The following is a 19,144-nucleotide window of genomic DNA, read 5'->3' on the forward strand; positions in this document are numbered from 1 at the left end:
CGAAGGGGCACTCGGAGAATATAATGCTAAATTCATGAGTAACCAAATGGTACTGCGCGGCGGCTCCTGTGCCACACCTCAGGCACACATCCGCTCTACGTACCGAAATTTCTTTCCACCTGAAAAACGCTGGCAGTTCAGCGGTATCCGTCTTGCCAGGGATGAATAAATGAAAAAAATAAACCTTCCTTATACGTTAGTAGATCTGCAGCCTGAGTTGTCTTCTTTTAAAGATGATGTCATTGCCGGTCTTGGACAGATGCCCAAGACCCTTCCTGCTAAGCATTTTTACGACAAAACAGGAAGTGAATTATTTAATGCCATTACAAAGCTGCCGGAGTATTATGTAAGCCGGGCAGAAATGGAAATCCTGCACGATTTTGGCCCTGATATTGCTGCGGCGATCGGTGGACAGGCTCATATTATTGAACTCGGCAGCGGAAGCTTCGAAAAAATTAATCAGGTGCTTCCTTTCCTGGACAAGCCTGCAGCTTATAAACCGGTCGATATATCGATCAGCGCCCTTCAGGATACGGCAGAACAAGTGCTGAAGTATTATCCGGCATTGGAAGTTACCGGCATCTGCGCAGATTACACGAGCACGCTGGAGTTTCTGCACGAGGACCTGGAAATCAATAAAACAATCTGTTTTCTAGGTTCTACAATAGGCAACTTCCAAAGAGAAGAAGCCACGGATTTTCTGCAGTCGCTTGGAAGTGAGCTTGCGGCAGATGGGCAGATTTTGATTGGTGTCGATTTAAAGAAAGACACCTCCCTTCTTCACAAAGCCTACAATGATGAAAAGGGGATTACGGCTGCCTTTAACTTAAACATTCTGGAACGTATGAATAAGGAAATGAATGCGGGCATCCATGCTGACGATTTTATGCATCATGCTTTTTATTCCGAGGAAAAAGGGCGCATCGAAATGCATATTCAAAGCAATAAAGAACAATTCATCTCTCTGGAAGAGCACACCTTTCATTTTTCCAAAGGCGAAACCATTCATACGGAAAACTCGCATAAGTTTTCCATTTCTGAATTTATTGCTCTTGTCGACCAGGCACATTTGGAAGTCGACGCATTCTGGACCGATGAAAACGAATGGTTTGGGGTATTCTTGTTAAAAAAACCTTAAATCAAAAAAAGAGCTGCCTCAAAAGAAGTCGTAACAAAAAAACCTCGGATCCCTTTTTAGGAATCCGAGGTTTTTTTTCGATTCGTGTTTCTTTCTATTATACCGGCCAGGTTTTATGATGATAGGCCATATCCCAGAACAAATACTCAAATTTAGTTGTCGTTAAAAAGATTTCTTCCAGCTTGTCGAGTTCATGCTGAGGCTTCCCTTCTGCCAGTTCATCCAACAGAGCAATGCACCAGTCGGCAAGCTCCTGAAAACCAGGATCACTGTACATCCGTATCCATTCTCCATATAACTCGTGCTCAGCAGCGCCGGGTATACGGCTTAAATCCCGTCCGATTTCTGCGTAGCTCCACATACACGGAAGCAGGGCCGCTGTCAGCTCGGCGAGCCCGCCGCTTTGTCCTTCATGCAGCATGTATCTTGTATAAGCCAAAGTGACAGGGGCTGCCTCTGCCTGCTCCAGTTCTTCTTCTGTAATATTCAGCTTAGCACTGTATTCCCGGTGCAGCTGCATTTCTTCATTCAGAGTAGACTGCAGCAGATCGGCGAACTCCCCCATCGTTTTTAGTGTCCGGGCTTTCATCGTTCCCATTGCAAACAAGCGGGAATACTCTTTTAAATACAAATAATCCTGAATCATGAAATAACGAAATGCATCTTTGTCCAATGTCCCGTCTCCCATCCCGGTAACAAATGGATGGCTGTGGTTTTTGGTCCAGATCGGCTCCAGTTTCTGCTGAAGCGTGCGGCTGAATGACATATCTATTCCTCCTCGTTCTTTTCTGAGTGCAGCCATTCGTATATATAAACGGCAAGCGTTCTCGTAAATGTAAGCAGCTGATCAATAGAAAGTTGTTCGTTCACGGCGTGTGCATTCGAAAGCGTCCCCGGTCCAAAGATAGCTGTTGGGATACCGGCATCTCCAAGCCACCCTCCATCTGTTACAGTGGGAGAAACATCAAGGACTGCTTTTTCTCCAGATATTTTCTCCAGGGAGTCTGCCAGCATGTTCGTCCCCTTATGTTCTTTATCAACCGAAAGCGATGGAAAAATTTCTCCCCGGTCCTCAATCATAGACGTACCGCCCCATTCAAATACAGGAGGATGATGTTGCAGCCAGGGATCTCCTGATGCCACATTCCGTATATGTGCTTCTACTTCTGCAGCGGCAGATTCATGTGTTTCATCCGGGTAGAAGTGAACCGTCACCCAAAGCCGGCATTCATCTGCTACAAACGCCGCGTTCCTTCCCCCTTCAATGACGGCCGGGTTAATCGTGTTAGCTCCGGCCGGAACGCCGGGGTAACTCTTTTCTACAGCCCACTGTCTTTCCAGCGTCTGCAGGCCCTGGATAATAACCATCATTTTTTCAATTGCACTGGCTCCCCTTACTGCGCCTCCTGCATGGATCATATTCCGTCTCATGGCATCATGGAACGTCTCCGGACTTTTGATCGTAATCCATCCGGTAATCACGCCGCCCTGGCCCTGAATGTGAAGATCACTCGTATCTACAACGAGCGCATAGTCTGCTGTGTAGCCGCGCCTGCAGCAGGCAAGCGTTCCTGCCTCACCAACCTCTTCTCCAATGACTGACTGCAGCGTCAGGTCACCTGGAAGCTTTATTCCCTGTTCATGGAACATACGCAGCACAAATAAAGCTCCGGCCAGCCCGCCTTTCATATCGGCTGCCCCGCGCCCCTGAATCCAGCCATCTTTTACTTCTGCCTGATATGGGTCTGTTGTCCATTCTGATCCTTCCACTTCTGCTGTATCGACATGTCCGTTCAGTATAAGACTGTGGTATTTGGATGAACTGGTTCCTTTTTTCGTCGCTACAACGTTAGGATCACCGGGGTAAACGTCCCAGGTGTCGACCTCATAGTTCATTTCTTTTACATACGAAGCAATAAACGCCTGGATCTCTGCTGTATCTTGCCGGTGGTGCCGGTGTTTTGTAAGAAATTAAGGTCCTCACCAGTTCGAGAAGATCTTCCTGCTTCTCTTCCATATGTGTTAACAGTCCGGATAGTTCTGTCATTATCTCTGCTCCCCCATCAAATGGCTGATTCGCATCTAGAATACAAAAAAGCTTCTTCCTGAAAGAAGAAGCAAAGACAACGAAACCGTCTTCCGCTTCTTCCCTCCGCCGGTATGAACCAGATCAGGTAATAAGGGTCAAGGATGTCTCCTTTTCTCAGCTTATACAGCTCCCCTAGAAGTGATGCGTGATTATTCATTTGTATTTCCAGTAAATCATATATTGCGTTTTCATACAACCGCATGTTTGACCTGGTGACAAATAGGCTATTTATATATGTTGGTTAAGATACAGAAAGGAGCACGTCCATGATTCGCACAATGGCGGTTACGATACATAATGAGTGGAAAGAAAATGAAGATATTTCTGTGCTGCTGGCAGATAACACGATTAAATGGTTCTGGGCTGATTTTAGAGACCCTGCGGATGAAGAAGCTTCCCGGCTGGAACAGGATTTTGCTTTTCATCCGCTCGCTGTGGAAGACTGCTTTCATTCCATGCAGCGCCCTAAATACGATCACTATGAAGATTTTGAGTTTTTTTGTCATGCATTCGCTTCAGAAGGACACCTTTGCTAAAAAAGAAGTAGATATCTTTCCGGCAGTAACTTTGTCGTGACCTTTCACTTAAGCGCCTCGCCGGAGATAGATGCAGTCTGGGAAAAGGCCCTGGCCTCTGCTGATTTTCGTGATAAGGGGCCATATTACATTATTTATTCTGTTATCGATAAGATGGTTGACGCGTACTTCCCGCCTCTCTATCAAATGGAAGACCGCCTGAACGAAATTGAAGAAAAAGACGCGGACAAAACATATGGGGCTTTGATTGATGAAGTGTTTGATATCCGCGGAGACCTTCTTCAGCTGCGCCGGACTATCGTACCAATGCGGGATCTTCTTTACCGGATGCTTGACCTGCGCCTGGAACTTATTACGGAACATAAGGCATACTACCGGGACATATATGATCACTTATTAAAACAGACTGAACTCATTCAATCGAACCGCGAGATGACTTCTGATATGCGGGACAACTATCAGACGATCAACTCCAATCGAATGAACGAAATTATGATGACTTTGACTATTGTTTCTACTATTTTTATTCCGCTTACCTTTATTGCCGGACTGTATGGTATGAACTTTACGAACATGCCGGAGCTTTCAGCAGATAACGGCTATTTTATTACTCTCGCAGCGATGGCCGGCACAGCAGGCGTTTTTGCTTTTGTTTAAATGGAAAGGCTGGTTCAATATTTTTAAGTAGCATAAGACCTCTACGTTTGGAAAGAATTGTTTAATAGTCCGTGAACAGGGAATGGTTTAACCTATATAACACTATGAAACGGGGGATGTTCTAATGCTCGAACAAACAGCCGGTAAACAGGTGATTGATCTTTTACACACGTGGCAGGTAGACCGGATTTTTGGAATGCCGGGTGATTCTATTAATGAACTGATGGAAGAACTCCGAAAACAGGAAGACATTCGTTTTATTCAAATACGACACGAAGAAACAGGGGCACTTGCGGCCTCAGCACATGCCAAGCTTACTCATCAGATTGGTGTCTGTTTATCCATTGCAGGTCCCGGAGCTGTTCATCTGCAGAACGGACTTTACGACGCAAAAAAAGACAAAGTACCAGTCCTTGCTATTGTAGGACAAATCAGCAGCACAATGGTCGGAACCGATCATTTTCAGGAGTTAAAGCTTGAAGCGATGTTTGAAGACGTAGGGGTATACAACCGCCGCGTCCAGACAGCCGAGCAGCTTCCGGATATGCTTAATCAGGCTATACGTACAGCTTACGCCCAAAAAGGCCCGGCCGTTCTAATTGTTCCGGATGATTTATTCAGCCAGAAGGTGAAATCAAAAGAAGCCATGACGTCCCCCATCTATTCTTCTCCTGTTATACGTCCGGAGGAAAAAGACCTCAAAGAAGCAACGGCGTATATACACGAATCAAAAAAACCTGCTATTCTCGTTGGAAAGGGAGCCGAAGGTGCAGCCGATGAAGTATTGGCTTTCGCTGAAAAAATCAAAGCACCTATTATCGTTTCCCTTCCGGCTAAAGGAATGATCCCGGATGATCATCCACACAATATGGGCCAGCTCGGACAGCTTGGGACAAAGCCGTCCTATGAAGCCATACAGGAAGCCGATCTGCTCCTCCTGCTTGGAACAGCATTTCCTTATCGTGAATTTCTTCCAGAGAACACCCCGGCCGTCCAAATTGATATTGATTCTTCTGTTATCGGGAAATATTACCCTTCCCGGGTCGGACTTATAGGAGATCTGCGCTCGATTCTCCCATGGTTCACGAATGGGCTTGAAGAAAAAGAGGATGATTTTCTGCAAAGCTGTATTAAAAAACGGAAAAGCTGGAACGACGAACTCCAGCAGGACATTGATAAAGAAACGAAGCTCCTGCAGCCTCAGCAGGCCATGGCTGAGATCCAGCGTATGTTGGAAGATGATGCTATTGTCTCTCTCGATGTGGGCAGTATTACAGTCTGGACCGCCCGCTATCTACACCTGAATAAGCAAAAGATGATCATTTCCTCCTGGCTTGCAACGATGGGCTGTTCGCTGCCCGGAGCGATTGCAGCAAAACTTGCTTTTCCTGACCGCCAGGTGATTGGTATTGTCGGCGACGGCGGTTTTTCGATGGGCATGCAGGATTTTGTAACAGCTGTAAAATATAAGCTCCCCATTATTATGGTCGTATTCAATAATGAAAAAATTTCGATGATTGAATTTGAACAGCAGGCAATGGGCAATCAGCCTGAAGCAACGGATATTAGTGATATAGATTATGCAGCGTTTGCCCGCGCCTGCGGGGGGATCGGCTATACAGCTGATTCACGCGAAGAGCTCCGGCACGCATTGAAGCAGGCATCCACCAGTGAGGTTCCTGTCGTTATTGACGCTCATGTCGAGCATATCCCGCCGCTTCCCGGTAAAGTGTCTTATCATCAGGGGATCCAATATGGACAATACATGATCAAAAGCATGTTTTCCAAAGGCTCCACCACCATTCCCCCTATAAAAAAAGGCCTAAAGCGACTTTAACACCGCTTTAGGCTTTTCTTTTTATCCATTCTTAAAAGCCTCTGGGGCTTAACGGATGTGTCCGCTTTTCTTTGTCCAGAATAAGAGTCCAACCGCTGCCGCTTCTTCAGGTTACGCTTCGGCAGCAGAGCTTCCTGCGCGAACTTTCCAGAAATCTCTGCGGCTGACCAGGACTCTTATTCCTTTCTTGTTGTCCAGCTCCACATCCAGCCCCTCGAGCCTCCTTCCCTCCTGTCAGCGAATCGCAGGCTCTTCTTGCAGGAGCTCCAGGAGCTCTGGGGCTTAACGGATGTGTCCGCTTTTCTTATTATCTTCTGTTGTTTCTTCTTTGCGCGATAATAACTTCTTTTTCGCCTTTTTCCATTTTTGATTTACAGATAGGGCATGTCTTTTCCTGAAGCGTATCGTCTTCCTGGGTTTGAATTTTCACCCATACAATACAATCCTCGTTCGTACATAACCACGCTTTTACTATTTTTCTTTCTTCCGGCAACTGTTCCATGGGCTGGCTCCTTTTTTGGGTCGCATGTGGGAAAGCTTCTAAAAAAAATCGGGATACTTCCACAGCTTTTCCGCGTATTGGGCGGGGGAACCGATATAGAGCTCTTCTTTTGCCCTTGTGATAGCGACATAAGCTAAGCGTCGTTCCTCCTCTATTGCTTTTTCTTCACTTTCATTACTCTTCTTTATAAAATCTCCACATCCGGCAGCCTTTACTGCAGAACTATGCGGCAGTATCGTTTCCGATGCACCGATTAAATAGACGACCGGAAATTCAAGACCTTTCGCCCGATGAATTGTCATAAGCGACACTGCATCTGTTTTGGCGGACTGCGTTTTTTTCTGCATGCCTTTATACATTTCCACCATATCATCTACAAAGGATACAAAAGCAAGAACCGAATCAAATCGGCCGGCAGACGTCTCGAGTTCATCCAGCGTTTCTTTCACGCCTTCTTTATGCATTGTTTCCGCCTGTGCTTCATTAGCTTCCAGGTAAGAATCATAAAACGCTTCACGCATTTTCTTTATTGCCTGTTTTGGCTTCATTGGTTTCATCTGTTTGAGCAGACGCTCTCTCTCCTGCAGTTTGCTCACCTGGAAAGCGCGCAGTCCGCCGAGAGATTCAAGCATCTCCAGCGGCTCTGCCTGCTCCCCTACAGCCTCTAGACGTTTGATATGAAGCATTCCTTTTTCCCTGTTAATAAATAACGTGGGGAGCACTTCAGGCAGTGCATCGTTATAATAAGGGTTCAAAGCAAGACGCAGGTGATCCATTACCGCTTTGATCGGCCACTGATTGTAAAACATTTGATCCACTGTCGTAAAAGACAAAAAAGGAATCTGGTGGAGCGTAAGCTGTTCAAACATAGCACGGCTTACACTGGCGGTGCGGTGAAGAATGGCAAAGTCAGCAAAGGACCGGCTGCCGTTCTGTACTTTATGAAGAATATCAGCGGCGGCAAGCTTCGCTTCTTCATCTGTCGTTTCCGCCCGGAAATAAAGCGGATATGTTTGAGATAAGACTGTAGATTTGAGTGTCTTTTCCCGTCGATTCGTATTATGCCGGATAACTTCATTTCCCAATCCTGTAATAGGTGATGTCGATCGGTAATTAATATCGAGTGTAGCGATTTCTGCTGTTGGAAATTCCTTATCAAATTCCAGGATGATTTCACTTTGCGCTCCATTAAATGAATAAATTGTCTGATCATCATCACCTGCTACAAATAAGTTCTTGTGCGTTGCAGAAAGCATCTTCATCATTTCATACTGCAGCGGATTGGTATCCTGAAATTCATCTACCATAATATATTGAAATCGTTCCTGCAGCTTTTTCAGCAGAGGTTCGGATTCGCAGAGCAGTTCGTATGCATGACAGAGAATATCATCAAAATCCAGCTGATGCTCTTCTTTTTTCCAGGCTTCGTACCTGCGGAAAACCCCTTTTTGCTCGATTTCCATCGGGGTTTTAGCAGGCATTTCTGCGAGGGAAAGATTATTCATTCGATAAGAAGAGTATAATGAAAGCAGGGTTTCCGGCTGATACTTCCCATCAAATCCCGCTTCTTTCAGCTTTTTTTTAATGATAATATGCTTAAACCGCTCACTTGTCATCATCTTCTGATCATATCCCTGCCGCGCAGCAGCTGCAGGAAAAAAGAATGAAAGGTCCGTATTTGAAGCTGACGTACTGCCTGAGCGGAGATACCGGGCAGCGCAAATAGCTGCTTCATCTCTTCGGCTGCTTTTTTCGTGAAGGTTACAAGCAGAATCTGAGCAGCTGGTATTTTCCGCACAGCGAGCAGATATCCGGTTCGGCAGACAAGAACCGACGTTTTACCCGAACCTGCCCCTGCAAGAGCAAGAAAAGGCCCCTCTCCGTGCCGGACGGCTTTCGTCTGGGCTCGATTAAGAGCGGTTCCCTTTTGTTCAAGCGCCTGGAAATAGGAGTAATCTGCTTCTGCGCTTTCTTCCTGTATGGTGCCTGATTCTTCCCGGGCAATGTCTGCCTCCGGAACAACTGGACTGACGATTCCAAACGGTGTTTTTTCAAATGATGTATTTTCCATGCTATCACCAATTTTACGTAGTATGCGACATATCATTATGCTACTCTTTATTCTACCACGTTTGCCGGTTACCAGCAGGCATTACTGCAGGAAGGAATCTTCATGTCCCCTGTCCGGCAGTGCTTATGCGGAAATTATCTTTATTTCTTTCTGCATGCCGATCTTTCTTTTCCTATGCTAGACTAGCAGAAAGGAGGCTGTATCGAATGGACCACGTTACACAGACTTTAGAAAAATGGAAAGAAGATTTTTATAAAATAAGCGAATACATAGGAAACCATCCGGAGCTCGGACATGAGGAATTCAAAGCGTCTGCTGCTTTGGTGGAACTTCTAAAGCGGCACGGATTCGACGTCACAACCGGTATTGATGGTATTCCTACTTCATTTGAAGCGGTTTATCGAGGGCGCACTCCCGGTCCTCATATTGCTTTTATGGCTGAATATGATGCGCTGCCTGGACTCGGACATGCCTGCGGCCATAATTTAATTGGCACGATGGCTGCAGCCGCAGCGATTGCTGCGAGCAAGTCTATGGATGAGAGGTCGGGATCTCTTTATGTATACGGCACCCCTGCTGAAGAAACCCGCGGAGCCAAGGTACCTTTTTCTGACAATGGTATTTTTGATCATCTGGATGCCGCTATGATGATTCATCCTTACAGCCACTATGAAAAAAGCGGAACGTCTCTTGCTATGGATGCTGTACAGTTTTCATTTGAGGGAAAATCCAGCCATGCAGCGGCTTCTCCGGAAAAAGGCATCAATGCTCTTGATGCAGTGATTAACACCTTCAACAGCATTAACGCCTTGCGCCAGCATGTGCCTGCCGACGTTCGTATTCACGGTATTATTACCGAAGGCGGTCAGGCGGCCAATATTGTTCCGGATTATGCGGAGGCCCGCTTTTATGTAAGGGCCGGAAGAAGACGAGATCTTGATGAGATTACCGAAAAAGTGAAAAACTGTGCGCGTGGAGCTTCTCTTGCGGCCGGGACCACTCTTGATATTTCCAACTACGAATTTTCTTATGACGACATGACAACCAACGAAACCCTTTCCACTACGTTCACAAACCGATTAGTCGAAACAGGTGTAGAGTTGTCAGCGGTTCGGGAGCAAAAGGACGGGGGCGGATCGCTCGATATGGGAAACGTCAGCCATGTTGTGCCTTCTATTCATCCATACATCCAGATTACAGACGAAGACTATGCGTGTCATACTCCTGGATTTGAACAGGCTGCCCGCAGCCGGCGCGGATTTGATGATATGCTGAAGGGCGCAGCGGCTATGGCTATGACCGCATTAGATCTGCTTGATCAGCCTGAACTGCTTCATAAAGTGAAAGACGAATTTAACAGGCAGCATGGCTAAACTAAAAAGCTCCTCAATGGGAGCTTTTTATTATTCTACTCTATAAGCTAAATTATTGAGCTCCGCGTTTAAATTCTATATCGATGAGTTCCGGTTCCATATTATTCTCTTCTTCTTCTACCATATTTTCCTCTTCTGCTTTTATTGCTGGCTTCCATAAAGATAATGTTACTCCTGTTACCAAACTCCCTATACCGAGACACATCAGAAAATACAAGGGATGGATCATTAAAGGAACCACTAATAGTCCACCGTGAGGAACCGTGCTCCCTACTCCTAAAGACATGGACAATCCGCCTCCAATAGCCGCTCCTAGAGAGCAGGAGCCAACCACGCGAATAATGTCTCTTGCAGCTATAGGTATAACTCCTTCCGTAATCATACATACACCCATTGGCACTGCGGCTTTGAGCGTTTCTCGTTCCATCTTTGTATACTTGTATCTAGTAAATAAAAATGAAAGAGCAATACCAAAAGGCGGCACCATCGAACCGATAAATTTTACAGCCTGCGGACCATAAACCCCATCAACTAATAAGCCGTCAGCAAAGAGAGACATTGTTTTGTTAACTGGTCCACCAAAGTCAAAGCTCGCCATTGCTCCGAGGATAGATCCTAAAATAAAATTAGATCCACCTTCCATAGACTGCAGCCAATTAAGAGTGGTACTTTGAAAAGCTGCAATTGGCTGTCCGATTAGAGTGATCATCAAAAGACCACAGATTACCGTAGCAAGTACGGGAATGATCATAATAGGCATTAAACCTTCCATACTTTTAGGAAGACGAATATATTTTTTGATAAGAATAACTGCATACCCAACGAGAAACCCGCCTATAATTCCTCCAATAAATCCAGTGCCTATCTCGTTAGCGATAAATCCTATAATTAATCCTGGAGCCAGCCCCGGTCTGTCCGATATTGACATAGCAATTGCTCCAGCAATAAGAGGAACAACTAACGACATTCCCCATCCCCCGATTTGGCTTAAAAAATAAGGAAGTGTTCCTTCATTTTCAGAAACATTTATCCCTCCAAATATTTGGGCAAGGGCGATACAAATACCAGATGCGACGATTAATGGAATCATATATGAAATGCCAGTCAATAAATGTTTTTTAATAATAAAGCCAACATTTTTCATCAGATTCTCGTCTCCTTTTTGATTAAGCCTTAGTATTAATCTCTTCTTCAATTTTCTTAATCAATGCCTTAGGCGATTTCATTGCTACATGTGTAGGTATTTGAAGCACAACCTTATTTTCGAATCGATCTCTATTTGATATGCTTATATCTGCTGCAATGATAACAACATCCGCCTCTTTAATTTCTTCGGCTGTCAACTCATCTTCGGTTCCAATTGTTCCTTGAGTTTCTATTTTTACTTGATGGCCTGCTTTTTTGATGCTTCTGTAATTTTTTCTTTTGCTAGATACGTGTGTGCTATCCCAGCTGTACATGCAGCGACTCCTACTATTTTCATTATTAATCCTCTCCTTGTTCATTTTGTTCTAGTATTTGTATTAATTTTTGCTTTGATTCAACTTTAGTAATTCTTTCGCATCTCGTTTCGTCTGCAAGCGAGCCTGCAATAGAAGCGAGCATTTTCAGGTGCAGGTTATTTTGATCCTCTATTTTTACTGCCAGCAGGATAATAACACGAACAGGTAGGTCATCGAGAGTTTCCCACTCTATAAGCTGATCAGTACGATAAATCATAATGGTATTTTTGATAACGCTTTCAGATTTCCCGTGAGGAATAGCTATTCCACTCCCAATACCTGTAAATCCTTCCTTTTCCCGAGCATAAACATCTTTTAAGAAACTGGAAGCGTCAGAAACGCTTCCAATTGATTCTAATTTGCTGACCATTTCTTTCAACACTTCCGTTTTAGAACCCGCCCTGGAATGAAGGTTAATAGTATGTTCATTCATTAACTCTTTTAAATCTAGTTTTTCTTTCTGCATCGTGTTGTCCTCCTGTTCTATATTTAATCAACAACTGCCATTTTTTTCTCTCTAAGCTCCCCAATATGATACAAAGGAGATTTTCCGGATGATCCAAACAAATCCATCTTCCTGCCTAACAGGCTCTTTGCTGCTTTATTAGCTTCAGGAAAAAGAATATCCGGCTCGAAATCATTTGGTTTTTCTTCCAAGGTTGTACGCAATTGATCAAAAAACGCTCTTTTCATATCACTGGATAAATTGATTTTAGCTACTCCATATTTTGTAGAGTTCCGAATATCTTCATCTGGATTATCAGATCCTCCATGAAGAACTAACGGGATATCAACTAATTTATATATTTTTTCTAAGCGGTCTAACTGAATTTTCGGCTGAAGGTGTTTAGGATAAAACCCATGGGAAGTTCCTATAGCCACTGCCAACGTGTCACACCCCGTCCGTTCTACAAACTCTCTTGCCTGTTCCGGCTCAGTATATAAAATATGATCGGCTCCTCCTTCTGAACTTCCTTCATTGTTTCCGATAGTACCAAGTTCAGCTTCCACAGATACACCTACAGCGTGTGCGACACTTACAGCTTTCTGAGTCAAGGCAATGTTTTCTTCAAATGGAAGATGCGATCCATCTATCATAACGGAAGTATACCCATTTCTAAGGGCCCGTATAGTTCCATCAATAGTGTCGCAGTGGTCTTGATGTATAACAATTGGAACACTGGCATGATGGGCAGCTTCTCGAACATAGGCAGTAAAATCATCTCCTACAAGATCGAGTTCATTTGGATGAATTTGTATAATAGCAGGTGACTGCTTTTCCTCAGCAGTTTCTATGATGGCTCGAAGGAGTTCATTATTGGATACATTATAAGAGCCGACAGCAAATTTATTTTTATAGGCAACACTCAGCATTTCTTTCATATTAATTAACATAGGTAGACCTCCTGATTTTTTATAGTAATTGAATAAAATCTTCATACGTTTTTACCTTCATTAAGCGGTCCATCATGTCCCGATATTTCATAATTTGATAGATTTCTCTGTAAATATATTCATATCGCAGTTCGTCTTTTTCACTTAAAATAATCAAGAATACTACTTTTACATTGCTATGGCCCCAGTCCAGTTCTCTGGCATTCACGCCAATATAAATAGATGAGGCAGGTACATGAGCTGAAAATAAGGGATGAGGTACAGCTATCTTGTTTCCAATTTCTGTGGAAGAAAGATTCTCTCTATCCATAATTCCTTCAAAAAAAGGTTCCAGTTTAAATTCTTCAGTCATTGCTTTTAAAAAACCCTGCTTGGTTTTTTCGTTAAGATAAATAAACTTAGCTGGCTCCATGTGTTCTTGAATCACATTTGGTGTAATCGTCTGTTTTATTTTGGAAATATCTTTTTGCTGTAATATAGGATTGACCACAAGTACTTTCTTTTCGGGAATTACAATTGGCTGTGTGGAAAGCAGAAAGGAAATACTGTCCGGTATGGATGTGGTATCTTTCCACTCATAAATATCTTCAATATGAATCTGCTTGAAGTTTTTCTCTATTTTCTGTCTCATCAATGTGCTGATAATACTGCTTTCTGTTTGCAATAGACCAACATGGATAGAGAGAGCGTATCTATTCTCTCTATAGCTGCCTCTATATGGAGAGTAATGTATCCTATTTCTTCTTCCGGTATAAATATATTCATTTTTTTTCCCATGATCTCCGCAAAAAATATAGACATTTGATAAGCTTGAATATAATCGGATTTTATTTGATTAAGATAAGGATTATAAACCGGCAGGCTGTAATGCAGAACTTGAAGCGTATCAAGTAAGTGCATGTAAATACCTATGATGAGCTGGTCATCCTTCAGCAATTCGTATCCGTATCTATCGCCAACCAGCTGCAGCGTCTGCTGCGTAAGATGTTTTAATTCATCAATATTTGTCTGCTGTACTTTCGAACATGGTAGAATTTTCAATCCTTTTATTTGAGATGCAAGGTAGTATATTTCAGATACCTTATTATCAGGCACTCTTTTCGTTGATAAGGTATTTACGATAGTTTCAGCTAATGTCAGAGAGGGATCGTCTTTATCCAAAAGCCACTCACAATGCTCTACAGGGGGAGAAATCAGCTGTATGCAAACATGAATCATTAAAGCAGGCCAGGTGTACAAATTAAAAGTTGCTTCATTCTCTTGCAAAAAAGAGGTCATCGAACGGATTAATTCCTCCATACAATCCTGTTCAAGCTCCTGTTCAAATAAAAAGAATAGAATCTGTTTACATTCATCCATTGAAGCAAATGATCGAATGGCCAGAGAGGCCATTAACTGGCGCTTGCCCCACTCATGCCCGCTAAGCATGATGCCTCGGAAAGTTTCTGTATGCAGTGTTAGAGGATAATGTTTTTCTTTAATCATTTCTGTTATTTTTTGAATGTCTGTGCTAATGGTTTGAGGAGAAAACCACAGACAGTCAGCTATTTCCTGATAGGTGAGCCAGTTATTACTTTTTTTAAGCAATTTAATAATGAAAAAAGCTCTTATATCGGGATCCATTTCATTCAAATTTTTTAGTATCCTTATTTCTCCACATATTTTATAGCCAAATCGATTATTCGATTCAATAATCGCTTCTGTTAAATAACTTTCATTTAAGTCGCGAATATCATTTCGAACTGTACGAACGCTAACTCCCAGAATCTCGGCCAGCATCTTTCCGCTGATGTACTCCTCCTCTCTATTTAACAGCTGCAGTAACTTAATGTGACGTTTTTTCATTATTTTCTCCCCTATGCATATATTAAAAAATTATATTCAGTATCACTATATTAAAGTTCTTCCTAACTATTTAGGAAGCGCTTTCAAAATCTACGATTAAGCTTTTAAACATATATCTAATAGTAAATTTTTTTACATAAACTAGCTACTTAAAAAAGAATTTAAGCATGAAGTTGGCTGCCCTTCTTTTAAATATCTTTTAAAAAAGCTCAACAACTGTAGAAAACCCTCACCATTTTTTGGGCGAGGGTATTTTACTGATATGATATTTTTTATTTATAAAGTATCTTTTATGATACAGCTTTCAAGAAGCCGTCATATACTCCCATATATTTACGGCAATCAGCACGACGGTAACAACGACAAACAGCAGCTTCACGTAGGCGGCACCCTTTTTAATAGCAAAGTTCACACCCAGGTAGGCTCCGGCTACCATCGAAAGCCCCATCGTAATACCGTAAATATAATGTACCGAGTCAAAGCTGATAAACGTAATGAGCGCTGCAATATTGCTTCCAAAATTAAGCACCTTCGCATTGCCGGCGGCTTCGACGAAATTAAACCCCATCATAAGAAAGGCAAATAAAAGAAATGAACCAGTTCCCGCTCCCAGGAAGCCGTCATAGAAGCCAATAACAAAAGCTGCAGTTCCGGCAAACATGAGCAGCGACATGGATATTCCTTTAAATGTGGAGGCCATGCCCCAATCGCGTTTTAAAATCGTATAAATGGTTACTATAATAAGAAGGACTAAAATAATCGGCTCCAGCACATCCGGCGGAAGCAGCTGGACAATGAACACCCCAAACACGGAACCTCCAAAAGAGAGCGGAAATAAAATCCAAACGAGGCGTTTATTAATCTGTCCGTTTCGCATAAAGGAGATCATGCTCGTAAATGATCCCATTGTACTGGCTAATTTGTTTGTTCCAAGTGCTGTAGAAGGCGGCAATCCCGAAGCCAGCAGAGCCGGCGTGGAAATCATCCCGCCTCCGCCAACCACGGAATCAATAAAAGCTGCAAGAAACCCTGCTATAATTAGAAACAGCATAACGTAGAGTGATATATCTTCCATATGTAAAACTCCTGCTCTTTATTTATTCCTATTTACTGACCTTTTATACTATACAGAAAATGACATATCATTTCTATTGGAAAGGAGATTTTTTCATTATGCTGCCGGAAAAATTGGTTGTCGAAGCCAAAGAACGAATGGCACCTTACCCGTGCGAAGGATTTCTTAATGGCGAAAATCCTGCCAAACCGGATCTTTTCTTCATTGGGGAGGCACCGGGTGAAACGGAAATATACAAAGGAGACCCTTTTGGAGGACGTGCCGGAAAACAGTTTCTTCAATACATCGAGTATCTTGGTTACGTGCTCGAAGACGTTTATGTGACCCGTACGATTAAAAGCAGGCCTTATACGATAAAACAAAAAAACGGAGAAGACCGCAAATACAATCGAACCCCTTCCAAAAAGGAAATCCTGGCCCATGCGCCGCTGCTTGATTATGAAATCCGCCATACTTGTCCGGCCGTGCTGCTTCCGATGGGGAAAACGCCGTACTGGCGTCTACTCGGGAAAAGCCCTGCGATGACGGATGCGGCGGGACAATTCATTCGTTCTCCCATCAGACAGTATTCCAGGGAATCCGGAAGCTACGTCTGGTCGGAAAAAGAGTATTCCATCTTCCCACTGTACCACCCGGCTGCCTCTTTATATAATCGTTCTCTTGACCAGACTATATACGCTCATCTGGACAAATTGAAAAAGACGCTGGCCGACAACACCTTTTAATCGCTTTTCATCTAATGTAAAGGACGTGTTCTTATGCTCCCCGAAGAATTAATAGACGCTGCCAAAAAACGATTAGCCCCTTATCCTTGCGAAGGATTTGTATCGGGCATCGGACCTTTACATCCAGAGGTCATGTTTATCGAGAGAAGCCCCAGGAGAAACGGAGTTTCATAACGGAATTCCCTTTTCCGGAAGAGCCGGCAGAGAGTTTAATTTATTTCTCGATTACCTCGGTCTTTCCCGGGAAGATGTCTATATTACAAGTGCCGTACGAAGCCGGCCTTACAAATGGGGAAATGCTTCCGGCAATCCAAATAAAAAATACAATCGAACACCGACTTTAAAAGAAGCAGCGGCCCATGCCCCTGTGCTCGATTATGAAATTCAGACATTCCAGCCGAGGGTTCTCGTTCCAATGGGCAAGGTAGCATACCGCCGCCTGACCGGAGACAACCCCAAAATGTCTTCTGTCACCGGCAGGCTCCAAAAACGAAGTGTGCTCCAGCTCACTTCACCGGACAGCTACGAATACCAATGGTCCGCTGAAGAACATCTTTTATTCCCTATTTATCATCCAGCCGCTCTTTTATATAATCGTTCCCTTGAAAGCGCTATGTACGAACATTTATGCAGACTGCGGGAATGCCTGAGGCAGACAACCGCCGAGAGCACAAAATAAAAAAGCAGGAACAGTTCCTGCTTTTTTTCTATTTATCATAATGAAACGGGCACTTGCCTTTTATGGGCTCTGCGTCATCGCCAATAAAAAATTGTTTCCACTCATTATGCTCCGGGTCTCCAAAATGACTGATATCCGGATGCTTTGGAAGGTTGTCCCATTTTTCTACGCGTTCTCTTACTTTTTCGCGCGACATAATACCGCCTTTTTCTGTTCCCTCAAGACCTTCAAATATTTTGCGGGGCTGAAATCCCAGTACCAGACTCTTTCCAAGATCACGGGTTTTTCTTTGTTTGTAAGCCGGAGCGTTGCCAAACACAAAGATAGGTTCTTTCTGAAAATGAAAATCCCATAAATAATGCTCCGGATCTCTTGGCTTATCACCCGGCCAGCTTTGTGTGTCTTTTTCATGAAGAAACTGAAGAATATCCCAAAACTGGTTTCGATACTGATCCATCGAACCTTCATTTATTTCGGGTTCTACAAATACAAACAAACCGTGTCTGGTGAAGGGCGGCTCCTCGAATAATTCCAGAAATTCCCCCACCGCCTGCGGCAGAGCTGACCAGTCCTTATGCTCTATATATGCATACCTTAGTTCGCCTTTATTCTCTGCTTTCATTCCAAAATAACACGGGAATGAAGCATCGGTTACAGTATCGTGGAATGTGCGGTATTCCTGCAGAAGCCATTCCGGAAGATCTTTTCCTTCTTCCATGTCCTGCTTTGTGAGTAATGTTTTCAATGAATTCCTCCTTACACCGTATTGCTATTCCATACCCGAAGGGTCAGAAATCAAACGTTATATATAAGAAGAAAGCATCGATTCGGACACCTTTCGCAGTGTTTTTTGATTTTCTTTATTGTAGGAAGCCGCAGACGATGCCTGCTCTCCTTTTGGCGTGAAATATTTACCTGTCATTCCGCTGTAGCTTTCAGAAACGGCCAGGTCTGCTTCCAATTGCGCTCCCTGCTGCAGCGAATCCCCTGCATATTTTGTAAAATAGTGAAGCAGCCGGTAGGGACCTTTGTTGTTCATGGCAAAGCCGCTTGAGATATTACCCGGATGCATGGCATTCACTTGAATGTTTTCAGATTCGAGCCGGGCCGCTAAATCATATGTAAACATGTTCAAATACAACTTAGCCCCTGCATAGCTTTTCATCGCTCCATACTTTTTCTCTCCCTGTAGATTATCCGGCTCAAATCGTGCAAATTTATGGCCGACAGAGGACACGTTAACTATCCGTGCCTCTGTGCTTTTTTTCATAAGCGGCAGTAATTTATGAGTGAGCAGAAACACACCTAAATAGTTTAAAGCAAACGTTTCTTCAAACCGTTCTTTCGTTACTGTTCGCTTTTCAAAAAGAGCACCGGCATTATTAATCAGTACATCAATGACGGGAAGTTTATTCTTCAGGCTTTCTGCAGCAGCCTCAATATCTTCCATAATAGAAAGATCTGCCTGATAGAAAAAAATATCCGGGTTCGAGGTTTCCCGTTTTAGTGCCTCTACTGTAGATCTCCCTCTTTCTTTGCTTCGCCCAATAATGTGTATGCGGTGGTGCTGATTGGCTAAAATGCGGGCAGCATCGCGTCCTATTCCGCCGGTTGCTCCTGTAATTACGATATTTTTCATTTCTACACCTCTTCTGTCAGATTCCATTTCCTCCCTATACCCGTATTCTTCTACTTACAAGCGAATCCACTTTTTTTCTAA

17 protein-coding genes, 5 pseudogenes and 1 riboswitch are annotated in these 19,144 nt (G+C 43.5%); of the genes and pseudogenes, 8 read left to right on the top strand and 14 right to left on the bottom strand.

What is annotated here, in order from left to right; all coding sequences use genetic code 11:
• Positions 1-4 precede the first annotated feature (4 nt).
• Together MMY81_RS01175 and egtD are read left to right on the top strand one after the other, a co-directional pair.
• Positions 5-169: pseudogene (locus tag MMY81_RS01175) on the top strand (ergothioneine biosynthesis protein EgtB); the annotation flags it as partial.
• The gene (egtD, locus tag MMY81_RS01180; protein WP_252311297.1) at positions 170-1,138 is read left to right on the top strand and encodes an L-histidine N(alpha)-methyltransferase; all 969 of its coding nucleotides are present in this window, start codon (positions 170-172) and stop codon (positions 1,136-1,138) included.
• 97 nt (positions 1,139-1,235) lie between these two features.
• On the opposite strand, the gene tenA is transcribed toward egtD, so the two are convergent.
• Both tenA and MMY81_RS01190 read right to left on the bottom strand, forming a co-directional pair.
• Entirely contained in the window at positions 1,236-1,904 is a 669-nt protein-coding gene (gene tenA, locus MMY81_RS01185) for a thiaminase II (protein WP_252311298.1), read from the bottom strand.
• A 2-nt stretch (positions 1,905-1,906) separates the two neighbouring features.
• Positions 1,907-3,188, bottom strand: a pseudogene (locus tag MMY81_RS01190) (acetylornithine deacetylase).
• Positions 3,189-3,268: 80 nt separating this feature from the next.
• Positions 3,269-3,371: riboswitch (TPP riboswitch) on the bottom strand.
• Positions 3,372-3,505: 134 nt separating this feature from the next.
• On the opposite strand from MMY81_RS01190, the pseudogene corA reads away from it, so the two are divergent.
• Together corA and MMY81_RS01200 are read left to right on the top strand one after the other, a co-directional pair.
• Positions 3,506-4,420 (top strand): annotated as a pseudogene (gene corA / locus MMY81_RS01195) (magnesium/cobalt transporter CorA).
• A 124-nt stretch (positions 4,421-4,544) separates the two neighbouring features.
• Positions 4,545-6,257, top strand: coding sequence for a pyruvate oxidase (locus MMY81_RS01200; RefSeq protein WP_252311299.1), 1,713 nt, complete (start codon positions 4,545-4,547; stop codon positions 6,255-6,257).
• Between the two features lie 307 nt (positions 6,258-6,564).
• Here the strand turns inward: MMY81_RS01200 and MMY81_RS01205 are convergent, their stop codons facing one another.
• From MMY81_RS01205 to MMY81_RS01215, 3 genes are read right to left on the bottom strand one after another with little or no spacing between them, the layout of a single operon-like run.
• Positions 6,565-6,759, bottom strand: a complete 195-nt coding sequence (locus MMY81_RS01205; protein ID WP_252311300.1) for a cold-inducible protein YdjO-related protein — start codon at positions 6,757-6,759, stop codon at positions 6,565-6,567.
• Between the two features lie 38 nt (positions 6,760-6,797).
• Positions 6,798-8,378, bottom strand: coding sequence for an ATP-dependent helicase (locus tag MMY81_RS01210; protein ID WP_252311301.1), 1,581 nt, complete (start codon positions 8,376-8,378; stop codon positions 6,798-6,800).
• A complete protein-coding gene (locus MMY81_RS01215) occupies positions 8,375-8,830 on the bottom strand; it encodes a UvrD-helicase domain-containing protein (protein ID WP_252311302.1) in 456 nt (151 codons plus the stop codon). Before MMY81_RS01215 ends, MMY81_RS01210 begins: the two co-directional genes overlap by 4 nt.
• A gap of 206 nt (positions 8,831-9,036) precedes the next feature.
• Between MMY81_RS01215 and MMY81_RS01220 the strand changes: the two genes are divergently transcribed.
• Complete coding sequence (locus MMY81_RS01220; protein ID WP_252311303.1) at positions 9,037-10,203, top strand: M20 family metallopeptidase; 1,167 nt, start codon at positions 9,037-9,039, stop codon at positions 10,201-10,203.
• A gap of 52 nt (positions 10,204-10,255) precedes the next feature.
• Here the strand turns inward: MMY81_RS01220 and MMY81_RS01225 are convergent, their stop codons facing one another.
• The 6 genes and pseudogenes from MMY81_RS01225 to MMY81_RS01250 all read right to left on the bottom strand — a co-directional run bounded on the left by MMY81_RS01225 (position 10,256) and on the right by MMY81_RS01250 (position 14,945).
• Positions 10,256-11,350, bottom strand: coding sequence for a PTS fructose transporter subunit IIC (locus MMY81_RS01225; protein ID WP_308215192.1), 1,095 nt, complete (start codon positions 11,348-11,350; stop codon positions 10,256-10,258).
• Positions 11,351-11,369: 19 nt separating this feature from the next.
• Positions 11,370-11,686 (bottom strand): annotated as a pseudogene (locus MMY81_RS01230) (PTS fructose transporter subunit IIB).
• 2 nt (positions 11,687-11,688) lie between these two features.
• On the bottom strand, positions 11,689-12,171 hold the full coding sequence (locus tag MMY81_RS01235; protein ID WP_252311305.1) for a PTS sugar transporter subunit IIA: 483 nt from the start codon (positions 12,169-12,171) through the stop codon (positions 11,689-11,691).
• Positions 12,172-12,194: 23 nt separating this feature from the next.
• Complete coding sequence (locus MMY81_RS01240; RefSeq protein WP_252311306.1) at positions 12,195-13,100, bottom strand: ketose-bisphosphate aldolase; 906 nt, start codon at positions 13,098-13,100, stop codon at positions 12,195-12,197.
• 19 nt (positions 13,101-13,119) lie between these two features.
• Positions 13,120-13,731 (bottom strand): PTS sugar transporter subunit IIA, encoded by a 612-nt coding sequence (locus MMY81_RS01245; RefSeq protein ID WP_252311307.1) that lies wholly within the window; start codon positions 13,729-13,731, stop codon positions 13,120-13,122.
• Complete coding sequence (locus tag MMY81_RS01250) at positions 13,731-14,945, bottom strand: BglG family transcription antiterminator (RefSeq protein WP_252311308.1); 1,215 nt, start codon at positions 14,943-14,945, stop codon at positions 13,731-13,733. The genes MMY81_RS01245 and MMY81_RS01250 overlap by 1 nt, the downstream gene beginning before the upstream one ends.
• A gap of 215 nt (positions 14,946-15,160) precedes the next feature.
• Here MMY81_RS01250 and MMY81_RS34805 point away from each other — a divergent pair.
• Positions 15,161-15,211, top strand: a pseudogene (locus MMY81_RS34805) (hypothetical protein); the annotation flags it as partial.
• Between the two features lie 38 nt (positions 15,212-15,249).
• Here MMY81_RS34805 and MMY81_RS01255 read toward each other — a convergent pair.
• The gene (locus tag MMY81_RS01255; RefSeq protein ID WP_252311309.1) at positions 15,250-16,020 is read right to left on the bottom strand and encodes a TSUP family transporter; all 771 of its coding nucleotides are present in this window, start codon (positions 16,018-16,020) and stop codon (positions 15,250-15,252) included.
• A 98-nt stretch (positions 16,021-16,118) separates the two neighbouring features.
• Here MMY81_RS01255 and MMY81_RS01260 point away from each other — a divergent pair, with 98 nt between their 5' ends.
• Positions 16,119-16,745, top strand: a complete 627-nt coding sequence (locus MMY81_RS01260; protein ID WP_252311310.1) for a uracil-DNA glycosylase — start codon at positions 16,119-16,121, stop codon at positions 16,743-16,745.
• Between the two features lie 97 nt (positions 16,746-16,842).
• A complete protein-coding gene (locus tag MMY81_RS01265) occupies positions 16,843-17,424 on the top strand; it encodes a uracil-DNA glycosylase (RefSeq protein WP_252311311.1) in 582 nt (193 codons plus the stop codon).
• 28 nt (positions 17,425-17,452) lie between these two features.
• On the opposite strand, the gene MMY81_RS01270 is transcribed toward MMY81_RS01265, so the two are convergent.
• Positions 17,453-18,142, bottom strand: a complete 690-nt coding sequence (locus tag MMY81_RS01270; protein ID WP_252311605.1) for a YqcI/YcgG family protein — start codon at positions 18,140-18,142, stop codon at positions 17,453-17,455.
• A gap of 84 nt (positions 18,143-18,226) precedes the next feature.
• On the bottom strand, positions 18,227-19,063 hold the full coding sequence (locus tag MMY81_RS01275) for an SDR family NAD(P)-dependent oxidoreductase (RefSeq protein ID WP_252311312.1): 837 nt from the start codon (positions 19,061-19,063) through the stop codon (positions 18,227-18,229).
• Positions 19,064-19,144: the final 81 nt, after the last annotated feature.

This window comes from Sinobaca sp. H24, from assembly GCF_023845525.1.

Bases quoted from the DNA above. Each gene is read 5' to 3' on its own strand.
- MMY81_RS01220 (WP_252311303.1), top strand. From the start codon at position 9,037: ATGGACCACGTTACACAGACTTTAGAAAAATGGAAAGAAGATTTTTAT.
- MMY81_RS01270 (WP_252311605.1), bottom strand. From the start codon at position 18,142: ATGGAAGAAGGAAAAGATCTTCCGGAATGGCTTCTGCAGGAATACCGC.
- MMY81_RS01240 (WP_252311306.1), bottom strand. From the start codon at position 13,100: ATGTTAATTAATATGAAAGAAATGCTGAGTGTTGCCTATAAAAATAAA.
- egtD (WP_252311297.1), top strand. From the start codon at position 170: ATGAAAAAAATAAACCTTCCTTATACGTTAGTAGATCTGCAGCCTGAG.
- MMY81_RS01210 (WP_252311301.1), bottom strand. From the start codon at position 8,378: ATGATGACAAGTGAGCGGTTTAAGCATATTATCATTAAAAAAAAGCTG.
- MMY81_RS01245 (WP_252311307.1), bottom strand. From the start codon at position 13,731: ATGAGACAGAAAATAGAGAAAAACTTCAAGCAGATTCATATTGAAGAT.
- MMY81_RS01250 (WP_252311308.1), bottom strand. From the start codon at position 14,945: ATGAAAAAACGTCACATTAAGTTACTGCAGCTGTTAAATAGAGAGGAG.
- MMY81_RS01200 (WP_252311299.1), top strand. From the start codon at position 4,545: ATGCTCGAACAAACAGCCGGTAAACAGGTGATTGATCTTTTACACACG.
- MMY81_RS01275 (WP_252311312.1), bottom strand. From the start codon at position 19,063: ATGAAAAATATCGTAATTACAGGAGCAACCGGCGGAATAGGACGCGAT.
- MMY81_RS01215 (WP_252311302.1), bottom strand. From the start codon at position 8,830: ATGGAAAATACATCATTTGAAAAAACACCGTTTGGAATCGTCAGTCCA.
- MMY81_RS01255 (WP_252311309.1), bottom strand. From the start codon at position 16,020: ATGGAAGATATATCACTCTACGTTATGCTGTTTCTAATTATAGCAGGG.
- MMY81_RS01260 (WP_252311310.1), top strand. From the start codon at position 16,119: ATGCTGCCGGAAAAATTGGTTGTCGAAGCCAAAGAACGAATGGCACCT.
- MMY81_RS01205 (WP_252311300.1), bottom strand. From the start codon at position 6,759: ATGGAACAGTTGCCGGAAGAAAGAAAAATAGTAAAAGCGTGGTTATGT.
- tenA (WP_252311298.1), bottom strand. From the start codon at position 1,904: ATGTCATTCAGCCGCACGCTTCAGCAGAAACTGGAGCCGATCTGGACC.
- MMY81_RS01235 (WP_252311305.1), bottom strand. From the start codon at position 12,171: ATGCAGAAAGAAAAACTAGATTTAAAAGAGTTAATGAATGAACATACT.